The organism is Gimesia chilikensis (assembly GCF_007744075.1).
GTDB classification, from domain to species: Bacteria; Planctomycetota; Planctomycetia; order Planctomycetales; family Planctomycetaceae; genus Gimesia; species Gimesia chilikensis_A.
Map to the genome: position 1 here is coordinate 3508926 of NZ_CP036266.1, position 22172 is coordinate 3531097.

The window sequence follows — 22172 nt, forward strand, 5'->3', positions numbered from 1 at the left end:
TGTTTAGTTTTGATTCTAACCGTGCGAGTGGATACACACAAGTGGGAATTGATGCGTTTGTCTGTTTCTCCGGAGTTACTGCACTGGCTCTGTCCCACTGTCGGCGCGTACGTTGAGCCTGACAGGGGGACCTGGAAAATTCAAAAAGATTCAGAGAGACCGGCTGGCGGATTCAGTCGTGGTGGGAGGTAGGCAGGCTGTGGTGGCAGGGTTTCGCCCGGACAGGGGCAGGAAGGCGCGGGTGCGCTTCCTCCGGCTGTCCGATCTGCGAAACCGGTTCAGGAAATCGTACCACAAAAGGAGAGGGAAAACTGAGAATTCTCACGGTTTCCTTCCTGTGTGGTGGTTTCCTGAGTCACAGTCTGTTTGACCTGCTCAGGACGGGAAATCTGAATTTCCCGGGGGGCGTTAATTCCCAGACGCACGGTCCCCTTGCGGGTTTCGATAATCGTAATCTGGATGTTGTCGCCAATCTGAATGGATTCGTTGACTTTGCGGGATAAGACCAACATTGAAAGACTCCTTCTTGTAATGCGGAACAGAACGTGTTTCAAACAACTCGAACACTGCCTGGGCGGGATACGGATGCAATTCGATCTGTCTGTAGATCGACAGTAATCCGCTCTGTGCACCGACAAACTCTGATACGTGTCGGCGGTAGAATCAGGCAACCAAAAGGACTATTGAGTCAGTCGTTCGACTCAATTCAGCAACTGTTTTGCTGTCATGTGTCTCTTATATAGGAAGGGCTCGCTCCTCCAGCGGCGAGCATGCGGCCGGCTCCTGCCGGGCAAGTAGTTGATTGCTGGCGCGAACTGTATATCGGTTTGAATTTTCTTGCAAGACCAGTTTTGACTTTTTTACAAAAATGTCGTTTCAGGAGCCCTGCCTGACCTGTTGCAGCACGGAATCGTCGATCGATTTCATGTTCGAAAGGATCTTCTGGTGCAGTTCATCGCGAATTTTCTGGACCTTCGGATCCTGGGACTGGATGAGATTAGTCGCTTCCTGTGGATCTGTGGTTAGATGGTAAAGCTCATCTCTTTCAGGGTTTAGAAAGTCGCGGATCAGTTTCCATTCCGGCGTGCGGTACATTCGCATGTGGGTGTGTGACTGATGCTTAGTGCTATACTCCGCGTAAAAGTCGTTGTCCCATGCTTGCTCGTTTTCTTTTTTCAGCAGGGGTACAAAACTCGTGCCACGAATTGTCAGATTTGAGGGAATCGGGACCTGGGCCATCTCCAGAAGTGTCGGAAACCAGTCCAGATTCGAGACGGTTCCTTGAACGACCTGCCCGGATTGTGTGACTCCGGGCCAGAGCACAGCGGTAGGAACGCGGATGGAGTTGTCGTACATGTTAGGCCGCTGCCCCTTGGGAATGTTCTTTGTGGCGGGGGGATTCTGGTTGAGCACCCAGTGCCCGTTCCCTTTATGCCAGATGCCGTTGTGTCCCATGTTGTAGCCATGGTCGCTGGAGAAAATCACGATTGTATTTTCAGACAGATTCAGTTGTTTCAGTGTCTCCAGCAGACGTCCGACATTCCGGTCCACACTGGCCACGCTCGCCAGGTATTCGCGGGTCATCTGCTTGACCCGTTTCGTGTTCAGATCCGGATAGTCCGGGTTTGGAATCTGTGGATCCAGGTCTTTAAAGGGGGCCCAGTCTTCATCGGCGACCGGCAGCCAGCGTGTGTGCGGCGCGCGGAAGTGCAGAGACAGCAGGAACGGTTTGTCTGATTCCTGGCTGATGAAACGAATGGCATCATCGACGAGGATGTCGGGAAGCAGGCCTTTGAGCTTCTGATCTTTGCCATTTACTTCGAGCGTGGGATCTTTAGGCACATTGCCTCCGCTGCGAAAGCCCATGAAGTAATCGTATCCGAAGCGGGTCGGATGCTGTTGATCGAGCAGTCCCAGGTGCCATTTTCCGATCAGGCCGGTTCGGTAGCCCGCGTCGTTAAGCAGTTTGACCCAGGTGATCGTATCACCTTTCAGCCCCAGTTCCGGTTCCGTGCGGGGATGCAGCCAGTCTGTGATGCCCAGTTCACTGCCGTAGCGGCTGGTGACCAGACTGGCCCGAGAAGGACTGCAGACCGGCGTGGTTGTGAAGGAATTGACCAGGTAAGCTCCGTTCTGAAAGATCTGATCGATGTGGGGTGTCCTGGCGTGCGGATGCCCTGATTTCCCGAGTGCCCAGGGGGCCTGATCGTCGGTAAACAGGAAAAGAATATTAGGCTGTGAGGCGGCCTGAGTCGCCTGTTGTGCGGGGCTGATGAGGCAGCTGAGAACAATCAGAAACAAAAACAGAACGGAGCGCATAGTATCTGCCTTAAATAAACAGTTGGGGACAATTCACCGAACCAGGATTCCAGCTTGTCATCTCAGGCCAGCAACGTCAAGCATGTTGTAAACTCCTGTCTGGAAACGGGAAATGCACGATCTTTTTTGCATTCTGCCAGCCGGTCACATACAATCAGAGTGATTAAGTAGCTCACCCCCTTCCCCTTACGAGGATGCCTGCCCATGTTCAGACGAGTTTGCCGGGCTGAACGCGTTTCATTCCCAGCCCTGTCCGTTTTCAGTTTGACCTGTCTGCTGCTCATGCCCCTGGCGTTACGAGCGGCCGAGGAGCAACCCCTGGTGGCACCACGTCCGGAAGCACAGGCATCAGAATCAGATCCGGGGGTGTCAGCAGAAGATCTGGCGGTACGGGCTAAAGAATCGGTCGTGTCAGTTTCCTTCGCGGGACGTGACGGACAGGAAGCCGGCATGGGAACCGGATTCGTGATTGACGCCAATGGCTTGATCGCGACCAACCTACATGTGATCGGAGAGGCACGGCCGATTACCGTGCAACTCCTAGATGGGACCAGTTATGAAGTTCAGGAAGTCTACGCCACCGATCGGCAGATGGATCTGGCGGTCTTGAAAATTGCCGTCGATAATCTCAAACCACTCAAGCTGGCGGAGCCTGATACGCTCAAGCAGGGAGCAGAAGTGGTTGTGCTGGGGAATCCTCAGGGACTGCGTTACAGCGTGGTCAAGGGAGTCAACTCGGGTACCCGGGAAGTTGATGGTAAGCCGATGCTGCAGCTGGCGATTCCCATCGAACCCGGTAACAGTGGCGGTCCGGTCCTGGATTCCCAGGGACGCGTGCAGGGAATTGTGACACTCAAGTCAGCGGTCACCCGCAACCTGGGATATGCAGTGAATGTCAGTGCTTTAAAGGGACTGCTGGAAAAGCCGAACCCCGTACCCATCGATCGCTGGCTGACCATCGGTACTTTGGACGAGCATCTCTGGAAGCCCCTGTTTGGTTCCCGCTGGCGACAGCGTGCCGGACGGATCCAGGTGGATGGCTTCGGCTCCGGTCTGGGCAGCCGTTCGTTGTGTGTCTCTCAGGAAGTGTTGCCCGAACTCCCTTACGAAGTCGCCGTCGAAGTCAAGCTGGATGATGAATCGGGGGCTGCAGGGCTGATTTTCTATTCTGATGAAAATACAAAACACTACGGTTTCTATCCCAGCAACAAGAGTCTGCGAATCAGCCGTTTTGACGGGCCGGATGTCTTTTTGTGGCGGGTGCTGGATGAGAAAAAGAGCAACGCCTATCGCGAAGAAGAATGGAATCATTTGAAAGTTCGCCTGGAGAAGGATCGCATCCTCTGCTTTGTGAACGATGAAAAGGTTTTTGAGGTCAAAGATCAGCGCTATACCGAGGGGAAAGTCGGACTGGCCAAATTTCGTAATACGGTGGCCTCGTTCCGCGGATTCCAGGTTGCTTCCGAAATCCCCCCCTACCGCCCTTCCAAGGAGACCGCACAAAAGATTCTGGATCTGACGGAAGACCTGCGAGTGGATCGTCCACCCCAGGCAGATCTGATCGAGGCGGTAGTGAAGCAGACTGACGAGCGACGGGCGCAGCAGGCTCTACAGGAGCGGGCACGTCTGCTGCAGAAACAAGCCGAGCGTCTGAAGCAGTTGGCGCAGTCAATCCACGAACGTGCCGTACGCGATGAGCTCAAGGCAATTTTCGCCAGCGACAAAAAAGAGGCGGACATTGATCTCATGGAAGCCGCTTTATTGATCGCGCGTCTGGACAATAATGAAGTGGATCCTAAGGTCTACCTCGGCCAGATGAAGAGCATGGCCAATGAGATCAACAAGACGTTGCCCGAAGATGCGAATGCGAAAGCGAAGCTGAAAGCGTTGAATCAGTATCTGTTCCATGAAACGGGCTTCCATGGCAGCCGTACGAATTATTACAGCCGATCCAACAGTTATATCAACGAGACGATTGAGGATCGCGAGGGGCTGCCGATCACACTTTCCGTATTGTATATGGAACTGGGACGACGCCTGGGGCTCGACATTGATGGCGTGGGGCTGCCGGGACATTTTGTGGTCCGCGTGAATTCCATTTCGGAAAAGGGAGAACTGGTGGACGTCTTCGAGGGGGGCGAACCCCTGAGTGATGAAGCTGCCAAGGTGATGATCCTCACAGCGAATGGAGGCCGCTTTGATGCCGAGTTTCTCAAGTCACAGCCCAAACGCGAAATCATCCAGCGGATGTTGCGCAACCTGTTGAATCTCGCCCGGGACGACGAAGATGTGCAGGCCATGCTCCGCTATGTGGAGACGATGATTGCCATCGACGAGGAACTCTTGCAGGAACGCTGGCTGCGGGCCGTTTTGCGTTATCAGACGGGACGAATCGCCGAGGCGATCGCCGATACCGATTATCTGCTGGAGAAATCACCGGAAGGCTTTGATCTTCGGCGGATTCACGAATTTCGTAACTACCTGGACACAATGCAGCAGGACTGAAGTCAAGCACCTGCCCGAGGGGAGAGCTGATATGAACTGGATCCGGTGCGCTCTGGCTGGACTGGTATTATATTGTTTCATGGTGAGCCCGTTATCAGCCAGGCATCCCCTGGCGGCGCCGGGGGTAACCAGTCTGACCAACCCTCAGGTCAAATATCGCACGACCAGCGAGCATGCGATCGTATTAAAACGCGGCAAAGTGACTGCGGTGATTGTCGATAATGCGGCCGTCGATACCGAACTGCTACCGGGACATCGCGCCGGCTATAATGGTCTGGCTTCGCTCAAGTATACAGGGCAGAAAGAGAATCTGTTTGTTCCCGCGCTGGCTGGGCTCAACTTTGAGCACATTCACGATGGGACGACCCGGCTGCCGGAAAAGTTTGAGCCGCGTAAGTTTCCCATGCAGCTGAGGCTGATCTCAGAGGATACGGTGGAACTCTACCAGGCTCCGACGCCGAACTGGAACCTGGAAAGCTGCGGACGTTACCAGATTCTGGACGACGGGACCATCGAATACACGTTTGAGTGTATCCCACATGCGGATCTGTTCAAAAATGGCTATATCGGCCTGTTCTGGGCGAGTTACATCCAGGCTCCCCAGGATCGTCGGATCCATTTTTACGGGAAGCGGAAAGAGGGAACGGATCAGGTCGAACAATTTTTACATGCCCGCACACCCGCACATGGAGTCGAGAGTACACATCCCCCTGCCGGAGTCCGGTTCTTGCCGCGCGTTGCTGAAGATTTCCCGCTGGCATTGGTCAACCACCCCTCTGCATATGTGTATTCGCGTCCGTGGTACTATGGTATTCGCGACAATTATGCTTATACTCAGCTATTCAGATCACAGGATCAGATCTGGTTTGCCCAGTCCCCGACCGGAGGGGGAAAGCAGAATCCCGCCTGGGATTTTCAATGGTTTATTCCGGACTATCAGCCGGGAGAAGCCTATGGTTTTATCATGCGGGCCCATTATACTCCGTGGTCTGATCGCACAACTTTAGAACAACAAATTCAAACTCACTTATCTGCCCTGAAGCAGGACTGATTTCTCCCGTTTTACCTGCGGGTCCGTTGATGCCTGACATGGAAGTCAATGTTGTTAAGCAGGGGCATGGATTGTAAACACGATGCGAAAAATTGGGACGCTGCCCTCAGAGCAGCAGGCGAAACTGTTCGAAGACTTTCTGCTCACAGAGGAGATCGGCGCCAACATCGATACCTCCGGTGACGAGTGGAACATCTGGATCCTGGATGAAGATCAGGTCGAACAGGCCAAGCAGGAACTGGCCGCATTCACAGAGGATCCTGGCGCTGAGAAGTACCAGGCAGCAACCCGTCAGGCGGAAGCCATTCGGGACGAACGAATCGCCCAGGCCCGGGCGGCCGTCAAACGTCAGGTGAAAGTGCGTGATACCTGGAATCAGCCTTTTACCAGTCGCTGTCCGGTAACATCCCTGCTGATCGGTATCAGTGTGGTCGTATATCTGCTGTTAAATTTCAGTGAGTGGAATATTCCGGTCCGTCAGGCACTCAGTATCTGCTCGTTTCAGGTTTCGGGGGATATGATTCGTTATGACACTCGTTTACTGGATATCAGGCAGGGAGAGATCTGGCGGCTGATTACCCCCATCTTCATGCATTTTAATTTTCTACATATTCTGTTCGATTGTTTCATGACCTACCAGTTAGGAGGGGCAATTGAAATCAATCGGGGTAGTACCAAGCTGGCTTTGATGGTGGTCTTGTTGGCAATCCCTTCTAACCTGGCGCAGTTTTACTGGGGAGGCGCGCATTTTTCCTACGGAGGTCCCGGGTTTGGTGGGCTCTCCGGCGTGGTCTATGGACTGTTTGGCTATATGTGGATGAAAAGCCAATATGATCCACAATCGTCGTTTTATGTGCCTCCCAATATGGTGATCATCCTCATGGCCTGGTTCTTTATCTGTATGACAGGTGCGGTAGGAAATATCGCCAATATGGCTCATGCATTCGGATTGATTACCGGTATCGTCATCGGGCTGGCATCCACGTGGTGGCGCGAGGCTGGCAAATCAAATCGAACTGGCTGAAATCTGCTGTCAGTGATTGTTGCCCTCCCGCCAATCGCCTATAATTTCAAAAGAGTTTGCCGACACTACTGAGTCAAGAACAACAACTAATATTGCTGAACCTCTCAAGTGGAGCGAGATATCGGATGATGAATCGACAAAAATGGAGTTTAACCGCAGGGGTACTTTTTGTAATGAGTTTTGTTTCCCAATCGTTTGTGACTGCTGCAGACAACCCTGCTCCTCCTCAGAAAATTCGTACCGTGGAAGGGATCACGGAGTATGAGCTGGATAACGGGATGCGTGTGCTGCTCTTCCCTGATGCATCCAGCCCCAAGGTGACCGTCAACCTGACACTGCTGGTCGGGTCACGGCATGAAGGCTATGGCGAGACCGGCATGGCACACCTGCTGGAGCACATGTTGTTTAAAGGGACACCCACGCATCAGAATATCCCAAAAGAACTGCAGGCCCGTGGTGCCCAGTTCAACGGAACCACCTGGTACGACCGGACGAATTACTACGAAACGCTACCTGCCAGCGAAGACAATCTGGAATTCGCCCTGAAGATGGAAGCCGACCGCATGCTGAACAGTTATGTGAAGGCAGAAGACCTGGCTTCAGAAATGACGGTTGTGCGGAATGAGTTCGAACGAGGGGAAAACAGCCCGTCCCGCATGCTGATGCAAAAGGTGATGGCATCAGCATTCGAATGGCATAACTACGGAAAGTCGACGATCGGTAACCGGGCTGATATTGAGCGTGTCCCAATCGATCGTCTGAAAGCCTTCTACAAAAAATATTACCAGCCCGATAATGCCGTGCTGATTGTGGCCGGGAAGTTCGAAACGGATCAGGCTCTGCAGTTGATCAACAAATATTTTGGCACCATTCCCCGCCCCGAGCGCAAACTGGATAAGACTTACACTGAAGAGCCTCCCCAGGAAGGTGAGCGGATCGTGACGCTGAAACGCATTGGGGAAGTTCCCGTTGTCGGTGTCGCATATCACATCCCTGCCGCAGCCCACAAAGACATGGCGGCTCTGGATGTACTGGAATCGACGCTTACAGATGATCCTTCCGGTGTTCTGTATCAGGCCCTGGTGAAAACCAAAAAAGCATCCAGCGTATCGGGTTCGATTTTTGCGTTACACGATCCGGGCGTGCTGCGGCTGATGGTGGAAGTCATCAAAGGTAATGACCCGCAGGTGGTACTGGGCATTATGTTCGATACCCTGCAGGAAGTTCGGGAGAAAGGAATCTCTCCTGAAAACGTGGCCCGCGCCAAACAGAAACTGCTGAAACAGTACGAACAGGCCGAAAACAACAGTTCCCGTCTCGCGGTTGAGCTCTCTGAATGGGTGGCGATGGGCGACTGGCGTCTGCGGTTCCTGTATCGCGATGCGCTGGAGAAAGTAACTCCCGAAGATGTCAAACGGGTTGCCGACGAATATCTGAAAGAGAACAACCGGACGGTGGGGATCTTTGTTCCCGTAGAGGAAAGCCAGAAAGTCGCGATTCCCCAGGTGGCTGACATCGAAAAGATGATTGGCGATTACAAAGGCCGCGAAGCGGTCGCGACGGGTGAAAATTTCGACGTTTCTCCCGAGAATATCGAGAAACGGACCACCATTAAAACACTGCCCGGCGGTGTGAAAGTGGCGTTACTGTCTAAGAAGACTCGTGGCGAAGAGGTCAACCTGAGAATGACCCTGCGTTATGGGAACCTGGAAAATCTGCAAGGCAAGCGGACAGCTTGTGAGTTTCTGCCTGCGATTATGAAGCGGGGCACGAAAAACTTGACGCGTCAGCAAATTGAAGATGAACTCAACAAGCTGCGGGCCCAACTTTCGCTTTCCGGTTCGCCGGGTGAAGTGAATGTAGGAATCAAAACCCGCCGCGACAGCCTGGGCAAAGTGCTCGATATTCTGCGTCAGGTTCTACGTGAGCCGACCCTGCCGGCCAGCGAACTGGAACTGCTGAAAACACAGCAGGTCGCGATGTTGGATAAGCAGAAAACCGATCCTCAATCGCGGGCCATTCTCTCGGTACGGCGTCAACTGCGGCCCTATGCACCCGAAGATCCCCGCTATGTTCCGGATATCGATGAAGAGACTGCCCGCGTCAAAGCGTTGACGCAGAGTGATCTGCAGTCTCTGTATGAGAATTATCTGGGCGCCTCTGTGGGTGAAATCGCCGTCGTCGGTGATTTCGCAGAAGAGGAAATCTTCGAGCAACTGGGAACCGTACTGAACGACTGGAAATCTCCTGCCGCGTATGCTCATATTCCCTCTGAGCCACATAAGATTCCCGGCAAACTGACGGAGATCATCATTCCGGATAAAGCGAATGCATTCTACTTCGCTGGTCTGACATTTCCGATGAACAGCATGTCTCCCGAGTATCCGGATCTGATTGTCGCCGGTTCTGTTTTAGGATCCAGTGGTCTCTCCTCACGACTGGGTGACCGGGTACGTCAGAAGGAAGGTTTGGCTTATGGCGTGGGGGCGTTCATTCATGCAGATAATGTCGATCCCCGCGGATCGATTTCCATCTATGCCAGCTGTAACCCGGACAACATGGAAAAGGTCGAAGTTGCGATCAAAGAAGAGTTGGAACTGCTGATTGCCAAAGGCATCACAGGTGAAGAACTGGCTAATGCCCAAAAAGGCTACCTGGAACAACAGGAAGTCTCACGGACCAGCGATGCTTCACTGGCCGGGATTTTGACGACGAACCTGTTCGCCGAGCGTGACATGACTTATTACATTGATCTGGAAAAGAAGATCAATGCGGTCACAGCCGAAGCGGCTCAGAAGGCGTTTGCTAAATTCATTACCCCCAAAGATCTGATCATCACGGTCTCCGGGAGTTTGAAGAAGTAGCCTTTGCGATCTGTAAATCGTTAATCTAAGCTGATTCGGGCGGCTCAAACGGAATGGTTTGAGCCGCTCTTTTTGATTAATGGTCCGCAACTCTTATTTAACTTCCTTTACTATATCTCCGTTTCCGGCTGAGCTGTTTTCGCGTGGTGTAGTTGCTTTCAACTGTGATCGATCGACGGTTGATTGTTAGCTGAAAGTCACATGCCTTCAATCAACGATGCTTGATTCTCGCTCTGGAACTGGTTACCTTGGGCTTCTTGTCTTATTAACAAAGTCGATTTTACTCGCCCGATAAATACAGATATAGTAAGAGTTTGCAATGACAGACGAAGCAGACAATTCCCGGATTGAACAAGATCGCCAGTTAATTCTGGATGCTAAACAGCGTGGTACGGGAGCCAAGTTACTGGCATACACAAAACTTTCCGGTCCCGGCTGGTTGCAGAGTGCAATCACACTGGGGGGCGGGTCCCTGGCCGGTGGTCTCTACCTGGGGATTCTCTCTGGTTATCACCTGATGTGGCTGCAGCCACTGGCGATGATCATGGGCGTGATCATGTTGAGTGCCATTGGTTACGTTGCACTCTCCACCAAAGAACGCCCCTTCACGGCGATCAATACACACATTAACCCGGTTCTGGGTTGGGGCTGGGCGATTGCGACCCTGATGGCCAACCTCGTCTGGTGTATGCCTCAGTATGCACTGGGAACCGCGGCACTCCAGCAGAATCTGGCCCCCGAACTGTTTACCAATGATGACAGCGGGAAAATCTTAGCGGTCGCGATGATGTTTGTTCTTTCCGGGATTGTGATCTGGTTCTACGATTCGGGCGGATGGGGCATCAAGCTGTTTGAAGGGATTTTGAAGATCCTGGTCGGGATCGTGGTGATCTGCTTCTTTGGTGTGGTCATCAAGATGAGCGTTTCCACGAACGATCTGGACGGGGCCAAGATTCTGGCAGGCTATATTCCTAATTTCAGTCTGTTTAATAATCCCTCTCCCGAGTTTGCGGGTGTTTTATCCGAAGCGGGACAGTACGCCGATTACTGGAGGAATCTGATTGTCGGCAATCAGCAGAAGGTGATGATCACCGCGGCAGCGACAGCCGTCGGTATCAATATGACCTTCCTGTTACCCTACTCCATGCGGGCCAAAGGCTGGGACAAGGACTTCCGTGGTCTGGCAATGTTCGACCTTTCGACCGGTCTGTTTGTGCCATTCGTTCTGGCGACCAGTTGTGTTGTGATCGCAGCTGCTTCCCAATTCCACGCGAAACCGGCGGCGGGCCTGCTGGGAGAAAAAGACGAACAGGGACAGGTTGTTCAGGCCGATCCAGGTCTGCTGGGACAGTACCATAAACTGCTGGACAGCCGGATTCAGGCGGAAGTTTCTCCCGCAGAGTGGAAGGAACTGTCGAGCGATCAACAGGCACTGGAGCAGAAGCGGGATGCCATTCCCCTGCCGGAACGTAAGCTGGCTGCGATGCTGGTCAATCGAGATGCCTTCCAACTGGCTTCTGCACTGAAGCCGCTGGCGGGGGCGACAGTCTCACAACTGGTCTTCGGGATCGGTGTGTTATCGATGGCCGTTTCCACCATCATCATTCTGATGTTGATCAACGGCTTCGTATTCTGCGAAATGCTGGGAGTAGAACCCAAGGGGATGTACCACCGGATTGGCTGTTTCATGCCGGCGATTACAGGGGCAGTTGGCTCCTTCTTCTGGAAAGGGGATGCCAAGGCCTGGCTGGCGGTTCCAACTTCGATGTTCGGAATGGTGCTGTTGCCGATCGCCTACCTGACGTTCTTCTTTATGATGAACTCAAAACAGATCCTGGGCGAGCGGATTCCCACCGGCGGCAAACGGCTCGCCTGGAACATCGCGATGGGGATCGCCACCCTGCTGGCAACCTTCGGTTCGCTGTTCAGTATTAAATCCAGCAGCTTTGCCGGATACGGGTTTACCGCACTGGGGATCTTTATTGGACTGGCAATCGTGGTGCACTTCGTGCGCCAGCCCGCGCCGGTTGAACAGCCCCCTGCGGCTGAATAACGAAACCGCGTTAAGAGCTTCTTCAAGGCAGGCATTCGCTGGAATTAATTTTCCGGCGTGCCTGTCTTTTTTTGTGAAGCCTGCTGGAGTTCCTCGCGATTCTCAGTGTCTGAATCGGTCCGCTTACTGAAGAAGATTTTTGAAGGACGAATTCGCAGTCGTTGTGCCCAGAACCTTGCCAGCACAGCCAGAGTGCAGATGCCATACTTTACACAACGGCGGAAGTTGATACTCGAAGCTTCCGGAAAATAGCGGACCGGAACCGGTATGTCTCCCATGCGGAATTGAAAGTGAACAGCCTGTGCCAGGAACTGGCTGTCGAAGACGAAGTCATTGGAATTACGTTCGAATGGAATTGTTTCCAGGACTTCCCTGCGATAGGCACGGAAACCGCTGTGAAAATCTCCCAGGTTCTGACCCAGGGCAATGTTTTCGGTAATGGTCAGCATACGATTTGCCAGATATTTCCAGGCTGGCATACCTCCCGCGAGGGCTTCCTTACGTGTGCGGATCCGCGACCCCATTACGACGTCACAGATATCCAGTTTGAGTAACTCGACTGCGAGTCCTACCACGCGACTGTCATATTGATAGTCGGGGTGCAGCATCACGATGTATTCGGCGCCATGCTCCAGGGCATACTGGTAACAGGTCTTCTGGTTCCCGCCATAACCCCGGTTTTCTTTATGTCTGATGACCGTGAGCCCTTCCCGCAGAGCGAGATCCACGGTGGCGTCTGTACTGCCGTCATCAACCAGGATGATTTCGTCGACGACATTCTGTGGCAGATCAGCGAGTGTTTTGAGCAATGTCGATGCGGCATTATAAGCCGGCATGACGACGACGGTCTTGCCCGTCGTGGGAACTGGTTCCGCCGGAGCCGGTGGTGTATCAGTCTGTGGAGTGTAGGCCTGTTCGATTTCGGCCAGCAGTGGTTCCAGGTTTTGAAACTGGGCCATCATCTCGGCGCTGTCAGGTGCAAAGACGGGGACGGCGACACTCTGGTTGCTATCGGTACTGGTGGATGAATCGAGCACGTTACTCTCCGAGAAGAAGTGAAGTAGATCACTGCCGGGCAGCTTAAATCATGTTGTATCTAAGCTTAGTTCACGATTCGCTCCCTTCCCCGCTGGGATAGAGGACGCTGTCCTGCGGATTTTGATATGCTTCCGATTCTATCGATTTTGCCGGCTCTCGTGCCCGTCCCCGCTGAGGATGTTGTCTTCAGGCAACATTTTTTTCAAAGCGTCTGCAGCTTACGGATTTCAAACTATGTTTTGGGTACGTGATACTCCGTCCGCGGATCCAGATAGAAATGGTGTTAATCTCATGAATGGTCAAAAGCGAATCGAACTGCCCTGGCAAATCTGGCAGGCCATTAAGAGTCAGCAACTGCCGCTGATCTCGTTGGCGCTGGTCGTGCTGGTCAGCTATGGTGCTGCTCTGACCTTTGATTTTGTCAACTGGGATGACCCGTGGTACGTGATTCACAATCCGCTGATCAAGAGCTGGCAGCCCGAAAACCTGCAGCTGGTCGCTACAAAAGTGGTGACGCGAAACTATGCGCCACTCACCGTCTTTTCGTTTCTGGTTGATCATACACTCTATGGTTTGTGGGCCGGTGGATATCATCTGACGAACATTCTGCTGCACCTGATCAATGTGGTGCTGGCTTATCTGCTGGTCACCCGACTCAGCGGTAATCGAATGGTGGGCTGGGCGACGGCAGCGGTCTTCGCGATTCATCCAGTGCAGGTTGAAACCGTGGTCTGGATCTCTTCACGCAAAGGGCTGCTGTCCGGAGCGTTCATCCTGGCCGCACTCTGGTACTGGCTGAGAAAAGAGCGGACACTCGAACAGAATACCTGGGGATTTGTCTGTTTCATCGGAGCGCTGCTTTCCAAGGCACTGGCAGTCGTCGTGCCGGCGATTGTCTTCTGTTACGACTATTGGGTGGCAAAAGTTCCCTTCCGGGAAGCGGTCAAGCGACAGATCTTCCCGGGCTGCTGTGCCCTGCTCCTACTGGTGATTACCATGCTCGCACAGACGAGTGAACTGGGGGGCGTGCGCGACCATTTCGGTATGAGCAAGCTCGAAATTCTCTCCGTAGACAGCGTAATTATGTCCAAATATGTGCAGATGCTGATCTGGCCTCAGAGCCGTTCGGTGCTGTACGACCCGCCTGTCTCAGGCATTGGTCAGTTGGTGCTGTTGTCGGTCGTCTGCTGGCTAATCGCAGCGGCGCTGTTTGTGCGGATGGGCAGACGAAATCCGTTGATTCTGTTTGCGGGAGCTACGTTTTTGCTCCTGCTGTTACCGGTGCTGAACCTGTTCCCGATCACGACATTGATGAATGACCGCTATCTCTATCTGCCCTGTATCCCATTTTTTGCACTGCTGTTCAGCGGCGTTTATCAGATTCTGGAGCAACTGAAAATTCGTGTGATTATCGGATATTTTGGTAGACGGCGTGTGTCAGGCTATCTGGTGCCAGCTGTGTTTGGTGTTCTGGCGCTGGCACTCTTCACGCGTTTCAGTCTGCAGACCTCGCACTACCTGAGTGTCTGGAAAAATGGCATGAACTTGTGGCAATATACCGCGCAGCAGGTGCCCCAGTTACCCGTCGTGCAGATTCAACTGGCGAACAGTTATCACCAGCGGGGAGAGTCCGTTCAGGCGGTCGAAATCCTCAAGCGAGCCTTGCGCGACACACATCCGGATCGGCTGGACCGCGAACGGATAGAGCAGAAGCTCCAGGACTGGCAGGCAGAATAACGCTCCTTTGGAGATGCTCAGTCACCCTGCGAGGGCAGGCTTGCATTCTCCAGCTAAATTAGCGGCTTGCGACCCGAAAATAATTTCGAGTTGTCGATTCTCAACAGGCAAAAAACAGACGCTATCCCGCCAGCGGTTTGCGCGGACTTGAGTGTTTCTTTTACGAAACCGGTAAATATTATCCAAAAAACTTTTCTTTCTCTGCTTGACTGTTTTAACCCGTGACCTAGGTTTAGGTAGCAGAAGTTTGATCTTGAAAGTGAAAACGGATCAGCGCTGCAAAACGAGTTTGACATCATATCGGAAAGAGATTTCCGTTTTCATATGAGTTCAATCTACACCAATATTTTCTGTGAACATTTTTTGTGTACAGAATTAAGCTCTTCTAAGAGGGGGCATATTGGACGCTTCCTGCGAGGACGTCACTCAGGGAGGCAATGTTTCGGGTGAGCTGTGGTTCATTACCATGGCTTGGTTGTTTTGTCGATGCATGTGGTTCATGACTCGACTCCAATTGGAAAGAAAGAGAGCAACAATGAAGAATCTGACAAAGAGCATCAAGAATTTCCTGGTATCAGAAGATGGTCCTACAGCTGTTGAATACGCTGTCATGCTGGCTCTGATCGTTATCGTTTGTCTGACTGCCATCCAGGCTGTTGGTACAAACGCCAATGCGAAATTCGAAGCTGTTCGTGACGCGTTGACCTAATCGAGGCGATCTGTATCGCAACGAATCTACGAGAAAACCGCTCAGTCGAACACTTCGGCTGAGCGTTTTCTTGCGTAACGGGACACTGAAATTCAGGGCCTCAGCCTGCCCCGGCAATGAAATCCCCATGTGTTTCAATCACTGTTAAAAATCAAGGAGAGTGCAGTATGTTTCCGTACTATTTTGATGCCCACGCGGGAGCAGTTCTGGAATTTATGATGATGATTATGATGGTCATTGTCTGGTTCACTTCACTGCTGACCGGCAGCCGCATCTAAAGCCCGATCAAAAAAATGGCACACTGTCAGACCAGTCTCGCAGACTGGCGGGTTATTCTGCCGTCGATTGTCTCAATAATCCGGCGTTTCAACAGACAGTGTGACCTTCTCATGCAGGCCCTCCAGTGGCGTGGAAAAACCGTTGTTTTTTCAAGATATTCCCTGCCCTGCCCGGTCTGTGACCTAGACTGAATAATAAGCATACAACTGATCGCAGCTCAGCTCCTCTGCTTCGAACGGCGGTGGAACTCACAGAAAATGAGCCTTAACTGGGCTGTGAAATTTACTGACAAGAACTATCCCTCAGGAAATGTGTTCAACCGCATTTCACTCAGAATGAAATAAGAAAGGCCAGATTGATGGATTGGCATCAGTTACTTCTCGAGAATTGGCATGTTAAGTTTGTTTCCATCGTCTTGATTTACGCTGCTTACATTGATGGTAAAGAACTGCGGGTTCCGAACTGGATCACCTATCCGATGGTTCTCTCTGGTCTGGTCTACATGACCTGGACCGGTGGTCTGGCTGGCCTGGGCTGGGGACTGCTGGGAATGGCTGTCGGACTGGCTACCCTGCTCCCGCTGTATAGCGTAGGTGGCATGGGCGCGGGTGATGTGAAACTGATGGCCGGCATCGGTGCCTGGCTGGGAGTGAAAATCACCTTCTATGCATTCTGTGTGACAACCGTTGTGGGAGCTGTGATGGCTGTCGGCATGGTGCTCTACCGCAAGAGCTTTTACAAGCACCTGGGGCAGGCGATCATGATCCTGGACGAATGGCGTTCCGTCAAAAACCCACGGGAACTGTCGCGGATTGCTAAAGATCGCAAGCCTACCATGTACCTGCTGCCTTACGGGATTCCGATCTGCATCGGATCAATCGCTTACTTCTTCTATGCCGGCCTGCTGTAAGACTGGCAAATTTGAAGTCTGTGAAAATAGATAAAATAAGAGTTGTGGGCCTCTTCGGTTGTTATGCCGAAGAGGTCGCTCCAATCGGAATGATTATTTTAAACGATAAAATCGTTATAAATTGAAGCGAACGCTCTCTGAGTGCCGATGTTGACCATGATGACAGAAGTTCTTTCTGTTTTACTGTGAAAGCAGTTACCCATCGGGTCAGTCACTTCGATTCACAGTGCTCCTATGAGCCTGTGTGAAACATGAGTGTCGCTGATGTGTTTCTCTTTTACGGGTGACAGAAATGAAACTGAAGTCATTGATGATGTTGGTAGTCGCAGTCGGCTGTGGTTTAGTTGCGATGTTGGGCGTCCGACAGGTTCTGAATCGGGATAATCAGAAGGAAGAGGTTAAACGAGCGAACGTGCTGGTGACCATTTCCGAGATTGCTCCCGGGACTCCCCTGACGGAATCCAACGTGAAGTTTAAATCATGGCCCATTGATCAAATACCAGAAGGCTCAGTGACAAAGCTGGAAGAATATAAAGAGCGCTCAATTAAAACCCGGGCCGTTCCTGGCGAAATCGTGATGAAAGCGAAGCTCAGTGAACAAGGTGTAAGGGGCGCATCAGTTGAGATTCCAGATGGAAAACGGGTCTTTACGACATCGGTCGATATGACCAAAACACACAGTGGTTTGATACTCCCGGGTGACTTTGTTGATGTGTATGTGACATTCACGGCGCGAAAGCAACAGGGGGGATTGTCGACCATCACAAAAGTAATTCTGGAGCGCGTCAAGATCTTTGCCACGGATCATCTCACTGACGTTGGTGGAACCGAAAGCAATCAGGTCAAATCCAAGAACATATCGTTACTGCTCTCTCCCCGTGAAGGAGCGATTCTGAAGCTGGCTGAGAAAAAAGGAGAAGTTCACCTCGCCCTGCGGTCGCAATCAGATGATTCTGACACCGAGGACGTTCAGTTTGACGATCAGGAACTGGCAGAAGTCTTTTCAATTGATGGCAGTGAATATCTGCAGGATGATGAAGAGACACAGGGCGATGTAAAAGAAGACAAGCAGCCTGTTGTTAAGCAGTCACAGGAAAATACGAAGTCGGCAAAAGAGTTTCTCGATCAACAGCAAGAGCCTCAGATGATGACCTCTGCTGAAGTCGAAGTCGAGCCGATGGAAGAAGAGAAGAAAATGTGGCAGATTGAGATTTATTCAGGTGAAGAAAAAATTGTTCAGGAAGTGGAACTGCTGGAAGAGGAACTGAGTGACCAGCAGGCAGCTCTGAAAAATCTGTGGGACTCGTTTACGAAAAGACAGAAACAGAAAATCAATTGAAGTGTGACCCCCTGCTCTGTTTCACCGGACAGGGGATCGCCCAGACAGGCAGGATGGCCTGGCAGGCACAAACTGATAACCGATTCTGAGTAATACCAGGGCCCTCTTCAGGGGGGCACTGGTTGACTCAATTGTTAAAAGCAAGGGGCACGGATGCTGGCCTTCAACAAATTCTTCAAAGTTCATGGACTCTCACTCTGTCTGGCGCTGGTCTTCAATTTGATCGGTACCACGGCGTATTCTCAGAACGAACCACCCGTTCCGCCCGGAGCAAGTGAGCCGGTTGTCCAGGTTTCATCCGAGCAGATGAAACTGGAAGTGACCGAAAAGTTCTCCAAGATTCTGAAGTTTCCCGGCAAGATTAAGCGTGTCGACGGCTTCGACCCCACGGTTTTGAATGTCACCGCGCTGACTCCCAACGAAATTCGAGTGCAGGCTCTGGTGCCTGGAGTGACCACTCTGGTCATTACTGATGAAAACGGAAAGATCTATTCGGTAGAGACCTTCGTCAGTGGTGATGCCCGTCACCTGCAGGCTTATCTTAAAGAACTCTTTCCCCGCTCTTCTGTCACCGCAATCAAAGTGCAGGATTCGGTTGTGCTGCGAGGCTGGGTAACCGAGCCCGAAGCGATTACCGAAATGGTCGAAATCGCAGAACAGTTTTTCCCTAACGGCGTTTTGAATCAGATGAAGCTGGCTGGTGTGCAGCAGGTTTTGCTGAAAGTCAAAATCATGGAAGTACAACGTTCCAAGATTCGGCAGTTGGGCGTGAACTGGCTGTTCCTGAACCAGAGCGGATATGTTTACAGTAACCCGGGGTCACTGGTGCCGCTAACGGGGATTTCTGTTCCCTTCGGTGGTCCACCGGCTCTGACTGCTTCCCAGCAGCTGCTGGGGAATGCCACTATGGGCTTTGGTCTCGTTGGCGATAACAGCATCTTCCAGTCCTTCATCGAAGCGTTAAAACAGGAAGCCTTACTGAAAATTCTGGCAGAACCGGAACTGGTTACCACCAGTGGCCGCCCTGCTAACCTGCTGTCTGGTGGTGAATTTCCGATTCTCGTACCTCAGAGTCTGGGGACGGTGACCATTGAATGGCGTGAGTTTGGTGTTCGCATGGAAGCAGTTCCCATCGTACTGGGAAATGGACGTCTGCGACTCGAAGTACAACCTGAAGTCAGTGAACGTGACTTTTCTAACGCGGTACAGGTTTCCGGAACTACTGTCCCCGGTTTGACTGTGCGGCGGGCCAATACAGCTGTGGAAATGAACTTTGGTGAGACCATGGTCATCGCCGGTCTGATCTCCAGCCGAAAAACGGCTGAGACATCCAAGACTCCCTTCCTGGGCGAGCTGCCTGTCGTGGGAGCTGCATTCCGCCGGGTACGGTATACGGAAGGCGAAACGGAACTCGTGATCATGGTGACGCCGGAACTGGTCTCGCCACTGAAATCGGGACAGATTCCTCCGGGAGGACCAGGGCGGTTCACCGCGACACCAACCGATCGTGAATTGTATGGAGATGGAGTGCTGGAAGTTCCCAGCTATGGAGACAAATGTCCTGACTGCCGCTATTCAGTGCCTGGACCGATCAGCCCTGAGTCTATGATGCAGATGGAAGATAATGTACTGCCACCCGCTTCCCGGTCGCAGATGCCACCTCCGCCTGCACCACCGACGATCCAGTCTGAGGTGATTCATAAGCCCGCAATGTCTCCTGAGGAACTGAAAGCTCTGCAGGAACAGCAGAAGATGCAACAGGCTCCGGCGAAACCGGTCGCCGGTGCTCAGGGGATGAAAGTCCCTGACCTGACCGAGGGGACGCAAGGACAGTGGAAGGCGAAGCAGAAAACAGGAAATTCCGCACCAGCTCCCAAACCGGGGACTTTAAGTACACCACCCAAAGGACAGCCTGGTTTAATTGGACCGGGGGGCTAGAAAAAATTTAAAACCCGCCCCGCTCTGATTCGATAATAGAGTAATCAGAGGGAAGAATTAATACCTTAAGCAGAAGTGATCACTTATGAGTGGAGTAGTTCGACTATCAATTATTGATCCGAATGAGGCGACGCGCAATGAGCTGAAAAACATGCTGATTGGTGTCGATATGGTCTGGCTCGAGGCTGAGTGCAGTCGATATGAATTCTTCACCGAGGTGGTCTCACAGACCAAGCCGGACATTGCTCTGATTTCTCTGGATGCAAATCCTGAACTGGCACTGAACCTGATTGCCCAGGTGACCCGTGACCTGCCCAGTTGCAGTGTCATCGTGGTCAGCAGCTCGCAGGAAGGCAGCCTGATCCTGCGTGCCATGCGAAACGGGGCCAAAGAGTTCCTGGGCTTCCCGCTGGTACTGGAAGACTTCCTGTCTGCGCTGAATCGGATCCAGATCGCTTCGGGAAAATTAGAAGGTGGCGAGCACAAAGCGCCTCGTTCCAGCCAGGTCATTACCGTGGCTGGAGTGAGTGGCGGCGTGGGCTGTACTTCACTGGCCATCAATCTGGCCTGCTGTCTGGCGAGCAACGAACACAACAGCGTTGCGGTGATTGACTTGGATCTCGCACTGGGAGATACGGATGTCTGGCTGGACATCATTCCCGATTACACGATTCAGGACGTGGCTGAGAATATTTCCCGTCTAGATTATTCACTGCTGAAACGATCATTGACCAAACATAACTGTGGTGCGTTTCTGTTGCCGCGACCAGTGCAGATGGATATGTCTACGCAAATCAATACGGACGTACTCAGGCGAATTATTGCCCTGTTGCGGGCTACATTCACCCATCTGGTGATCGACGTCAGCAAGAGCTATAACAGTCTCGACCTGGCTGCGATGGAGCTTTCCGATACCGTTTTATTGACAGCACAGCTGGACCTGCCCTGCTTACGGAATGTGGTACGTCTTTCCCAGTTCTTCGACAACCATGATCAGATCGCTGACAAAGTGAAGGTGGTCATGAATCGTCTGGGGCTGGAAGATACACAGATCAGTATCAACAAAGCGCTGGAAACGATCGGTCGCGAGATTTTCGCGCAGATCCCCAACGATTATGCCACAATGGTTGAGTCCCGTAATAACGGGGTCCCACTGGTTATGCAGGCCCCCAAGGCCAAGCTCACCCGCAGTATTATGCAGCTGGCTGCACACGTGGGGGGAGACAGCCTGTCCCATGATGAAGACTCAGCCGCCAAGAAGAAAAAGAGTCTTTTTGGGTTCCTGAATCATTCCAAGTAGGTCGCCGAACACCCTCAGGCGTCCAGGTCGAGGTGTGTTCCGAGAGTGCCGTCTGCGTCGGGAGTCCGTCGCGGATGCTCCTCTTCGCTCTGCTGGTCCTTGCCAGGTGGGTGTTCCTGACCGTCGCCTTCATCATAACCCAGAGGCATGCGTCCGTCGGCATCGCGGTCTCCGGATTTGTCAGCGTCACCAACATCATGCAGTTGGTGATCGGTAATCTCTTTCTGGGTGATCTCACCACTGCGTTGCGCCGAATCAGCCTTCTGTTTTTCGGCTGAGGCATCACTACGCTGGGCCCCCGCGAATGAGCTGTTTATATTGACAGCTCCGGGATTGATCGAACTCATGATCACTGATCCTTCAACTGAAAGAGGTGCAAAGGCTCACTTCAGGTGGAATCTCTTCAGTAAAAATGTCCTAGTATCCAGACCGTACTGTCGGTGGATACCAGGATATTGTCAATAGCGATTCAGCAGCGTCCTGCTCTCTCGGAGGACAGTCCTGGAAATTACTGCTGCGCTTTCCAGGAGTTCAGTGTTAAATGGGCCTGCCCCTGATGGTGTGGCTCATGCCAGCAGAGAATCTGTAACGCCATCTGATTCGTCCAGCCACGTTCACTCAATCCTGCGGGAACCGTTTCCAGATCAGCTGCGGTGATCTGCGAGATCGCATCGAGGACATTTTCCCGGGATTCGCTCAGCACCGAACGAATGGTGTCGATCGAGGGGATTTCGTCGCTGGCGTTACTCCCCTTCTGGTACGAATCGAACCATTGAGTGAGGGATGAATCCGTTGAGCGCAGACGCTGTGAGGCGAAAAGCTCTTCCGTGATGCCCAGATGCATGATCTGCCAGGCGATATGTGCCCGTCCGGGGCCAGGTCGGAAGGTCAGCGCGCTGGTCGGATCGGAGAACTCACTGATTTCATCCAATATTTTTAAGGTCATGATCCGGTTAAACTTGAGCAGTTCGGGGATCGTGGCGATATCGATACTCATTTTCTGTTCACCCTGTTGTTCTGACGGTGTGGCGGTTGTGAAATTCTTTGCTGGATTGTATACCTCACGGTCTACATCGGAAAAGGGGCTGACTATAATATCAGCCAGA

At 52.4% G+C, this 22172-nt stretch carries 16 protein-coding genes; 11 read left to right on the forward strand and 5 right to left on the reverse strand.

The features are described from left to right. Window positions 1-278: 278 nt before the first annotated feature. Window positions 279-512 (reverse strand): carbon storage regulator CsrA, encoded by a 234-nt coding sequence (csrA, locus tag HG66A1_RS13305; protein WP_145040571.1) that lies wholly within the window; start codon window positions 510-512, stop codon window positions 279-281. A 364-nt stretch (window positions 513-876) separates the two neighbouring features. Next, window positions 877-2319 (reverse strand): sulfatase, encoded by a 1443-nt coding sequence (locus HG66A1_RS13310; RefSeq protein WP_145184505.1) that lies wholly within the window; start codon window positions 2317-2319, stop codon window positions 877-879. Between the two features lie 204 nt (window positions 2320-2523). Between HG66A1_RS13310 and HG66A1_RS13315 the strand changes: the two genes are divergently transcribed. From HG66A1_RS13315 to HG66A1_RS13335, 5 genes are all read left to right on the forward strand, one after another. Beyond that, a complete protein-coding gene (locus HG66A1_RS13315) occupies window positions 2524-4824 on the forward strand; it encodes a transglutaminase family protein (RefSeq protein ID WP_145184508.1) in 2301 nt (766 codons plus the stop codon). 31 nt (window positions 4825-4855) lie between these two features. After that, entirely contained in the window at window positions 4856-5875 is a 1020-nt protein-coding gene (locus tag HG66A1_RS13320) for a hypothetical protein (RefSeq protein WP_145184511.1), read from the forward strand. 82 nt (window positions 5876-5957) lie between these two features. Next, complete coding sequence (locus tag HG66A1_RS13325) at window positions 5958-6899, forward strand: rhomboid family intramembrane serine protease (RefSeq protein ID WP_145184514.1); 942 nt, start codon at window positions 5958-5960, stop codon at window positions 6897-6899. A gap of 173 nt (window positions 6900-7072) precedes the next feature. Beyond that, the gene (locus HG66A1_RS13330; protein ID WP_145184517.1) at window positions 7073-9763 is read left to right on the forward strand and encodes a M16 family metallopeptidase; all 2691 of its coding nucleotides are present in this window, start codon (window positions 7073-7075) and stop codon (window positions 9761-9763) included. Between the two features lie 319 nt (window positions 9764-10082). Then, a complete protein-coding gene (locus tag HG66A1_RS13335; RefSeq protein ID WP_145184520.1) occupies window positions 10083-11816 on the forward strand; it encodes a divalent metal cation transporter in 1734 nt (577 codons plus the stop codon). Between the two features lie 44 nt (window positions 11817-11860). Here the strand turns inward: HG66A1_RS13335 and HG66A1_RS13340 are convergent, their stop codons facing one another. After that, on the reverse strand, window positions 11861-12853 hold the full coding sequence (locus tag HG66A1_RS13340) for a glycosyltransferase family 2 protein (RefSeq protein ID WP_232106825.1): 993 nt from the start codon (window positions 12851-12853) through the stop codon (window positions 11861-11863). 292 nt (window positions 12854-13145) lie between these two features. Here HG66A1_RS13340 and HG66A1_RS13345 point away from each other — a divergent pair, with 292 nt between their 5' ends. From HG66A1_RS13345 to HG66A1_RS13370, 6 genes are all read left to right on the forward strand, one after another. After that, the gene (locus tag HG66A1_RS13345; protein WP_145184522.1) at window positions 13146-14591 is read left to right on the forward strand and encodes a hypothetical protein; all 1446 of its coding nucleotides are present in this window, start codon (window positions 13146-13148) and stop codon (window positions 14589-14591) included. 535 nt (window positions 14592-15126) lie between these two features. Beyond that, window positions 15127-15300: a Flp family type IVb pilin gene (locus tag HG66A1_RS13350; protein ID WP_002649391.1), complete on the forward strand. Its 174-nt coding sequence runs from the start codon at window positions 15127-15129 to the stop codon at window positions 15298-15300. A gap of 637 nt (window positions 15301-15937) precedes the next feature. Next, complete coding sequence (locus HG66A1_RS13355) at window positions 15938-16489, forward strand: prepilin peptidase (protein WP_145184524.1); 552 nt, start codon at window positions 15938-15940, stop codon at window positions 16487-16489. A gap of 292 nt (window positions 16490-16781) precedes the next feature. Next, window positions 16782-17828: a Flp pilus assembly protein CpaB gene (gene cpaB / locus HG66A1_RS13360; RefSeq protein ID WP_145184526.1), complete on the forward strand. Its 1047-nt coding sequence runs from the start codon at window positions 16782-16784 to the stop codon at window positions 17826-17828. Window positions 17829-17981: 153 nt separating this feature from the next. Then, entirely contained in the window at window positions 17982-19766 is a 1785-nt protein-coding gene (locus HG66A1_RS13365) for a type II and III secretion system protein family protein (RefSeq protein WP_145184528.1), read from the forward strand. An 85-nt stretch (window positions 19767-19851) separates the two neighbouring features. Further along, complete coding sequence (locus HG66A1_RS13370; protein ID WP_145184530.1) at window positions 19852-21066, forward strand: AAA family ATPase; 1215 nt, start codon at window positions 19852-19854, stop codon at window positions 21064-21066. A gap of 14 nt (window positions 21067-21080) precedes the next feature. Here HG66A1_RS13370 and HG66A1_RS13375 read toward each other — a convergent pair whose 3' ends face one another. Next, a complete protein-coding gene (locus HG66A1_RS13375) occupies window positions 21081-21413 on the reverse strand; it encodes a hypothetical protein (protein WP_145184533.1) in 333 nt (110 codons plus the stop codon). A gap of 161 nt (window positions 21414-21574) precedes the next feature. Further along, window positions 21575-22063, reverse strand: a complete 489-nt coding sequence (locus HG66A1_RS13380) for a DinB family protein (protein ID WP_145184535.1) — start codon at window positions 22061-22063, stop codon at window positions 21575-21577. Window positions 22064-22172 lie beyond the last annotated feature (109 nt).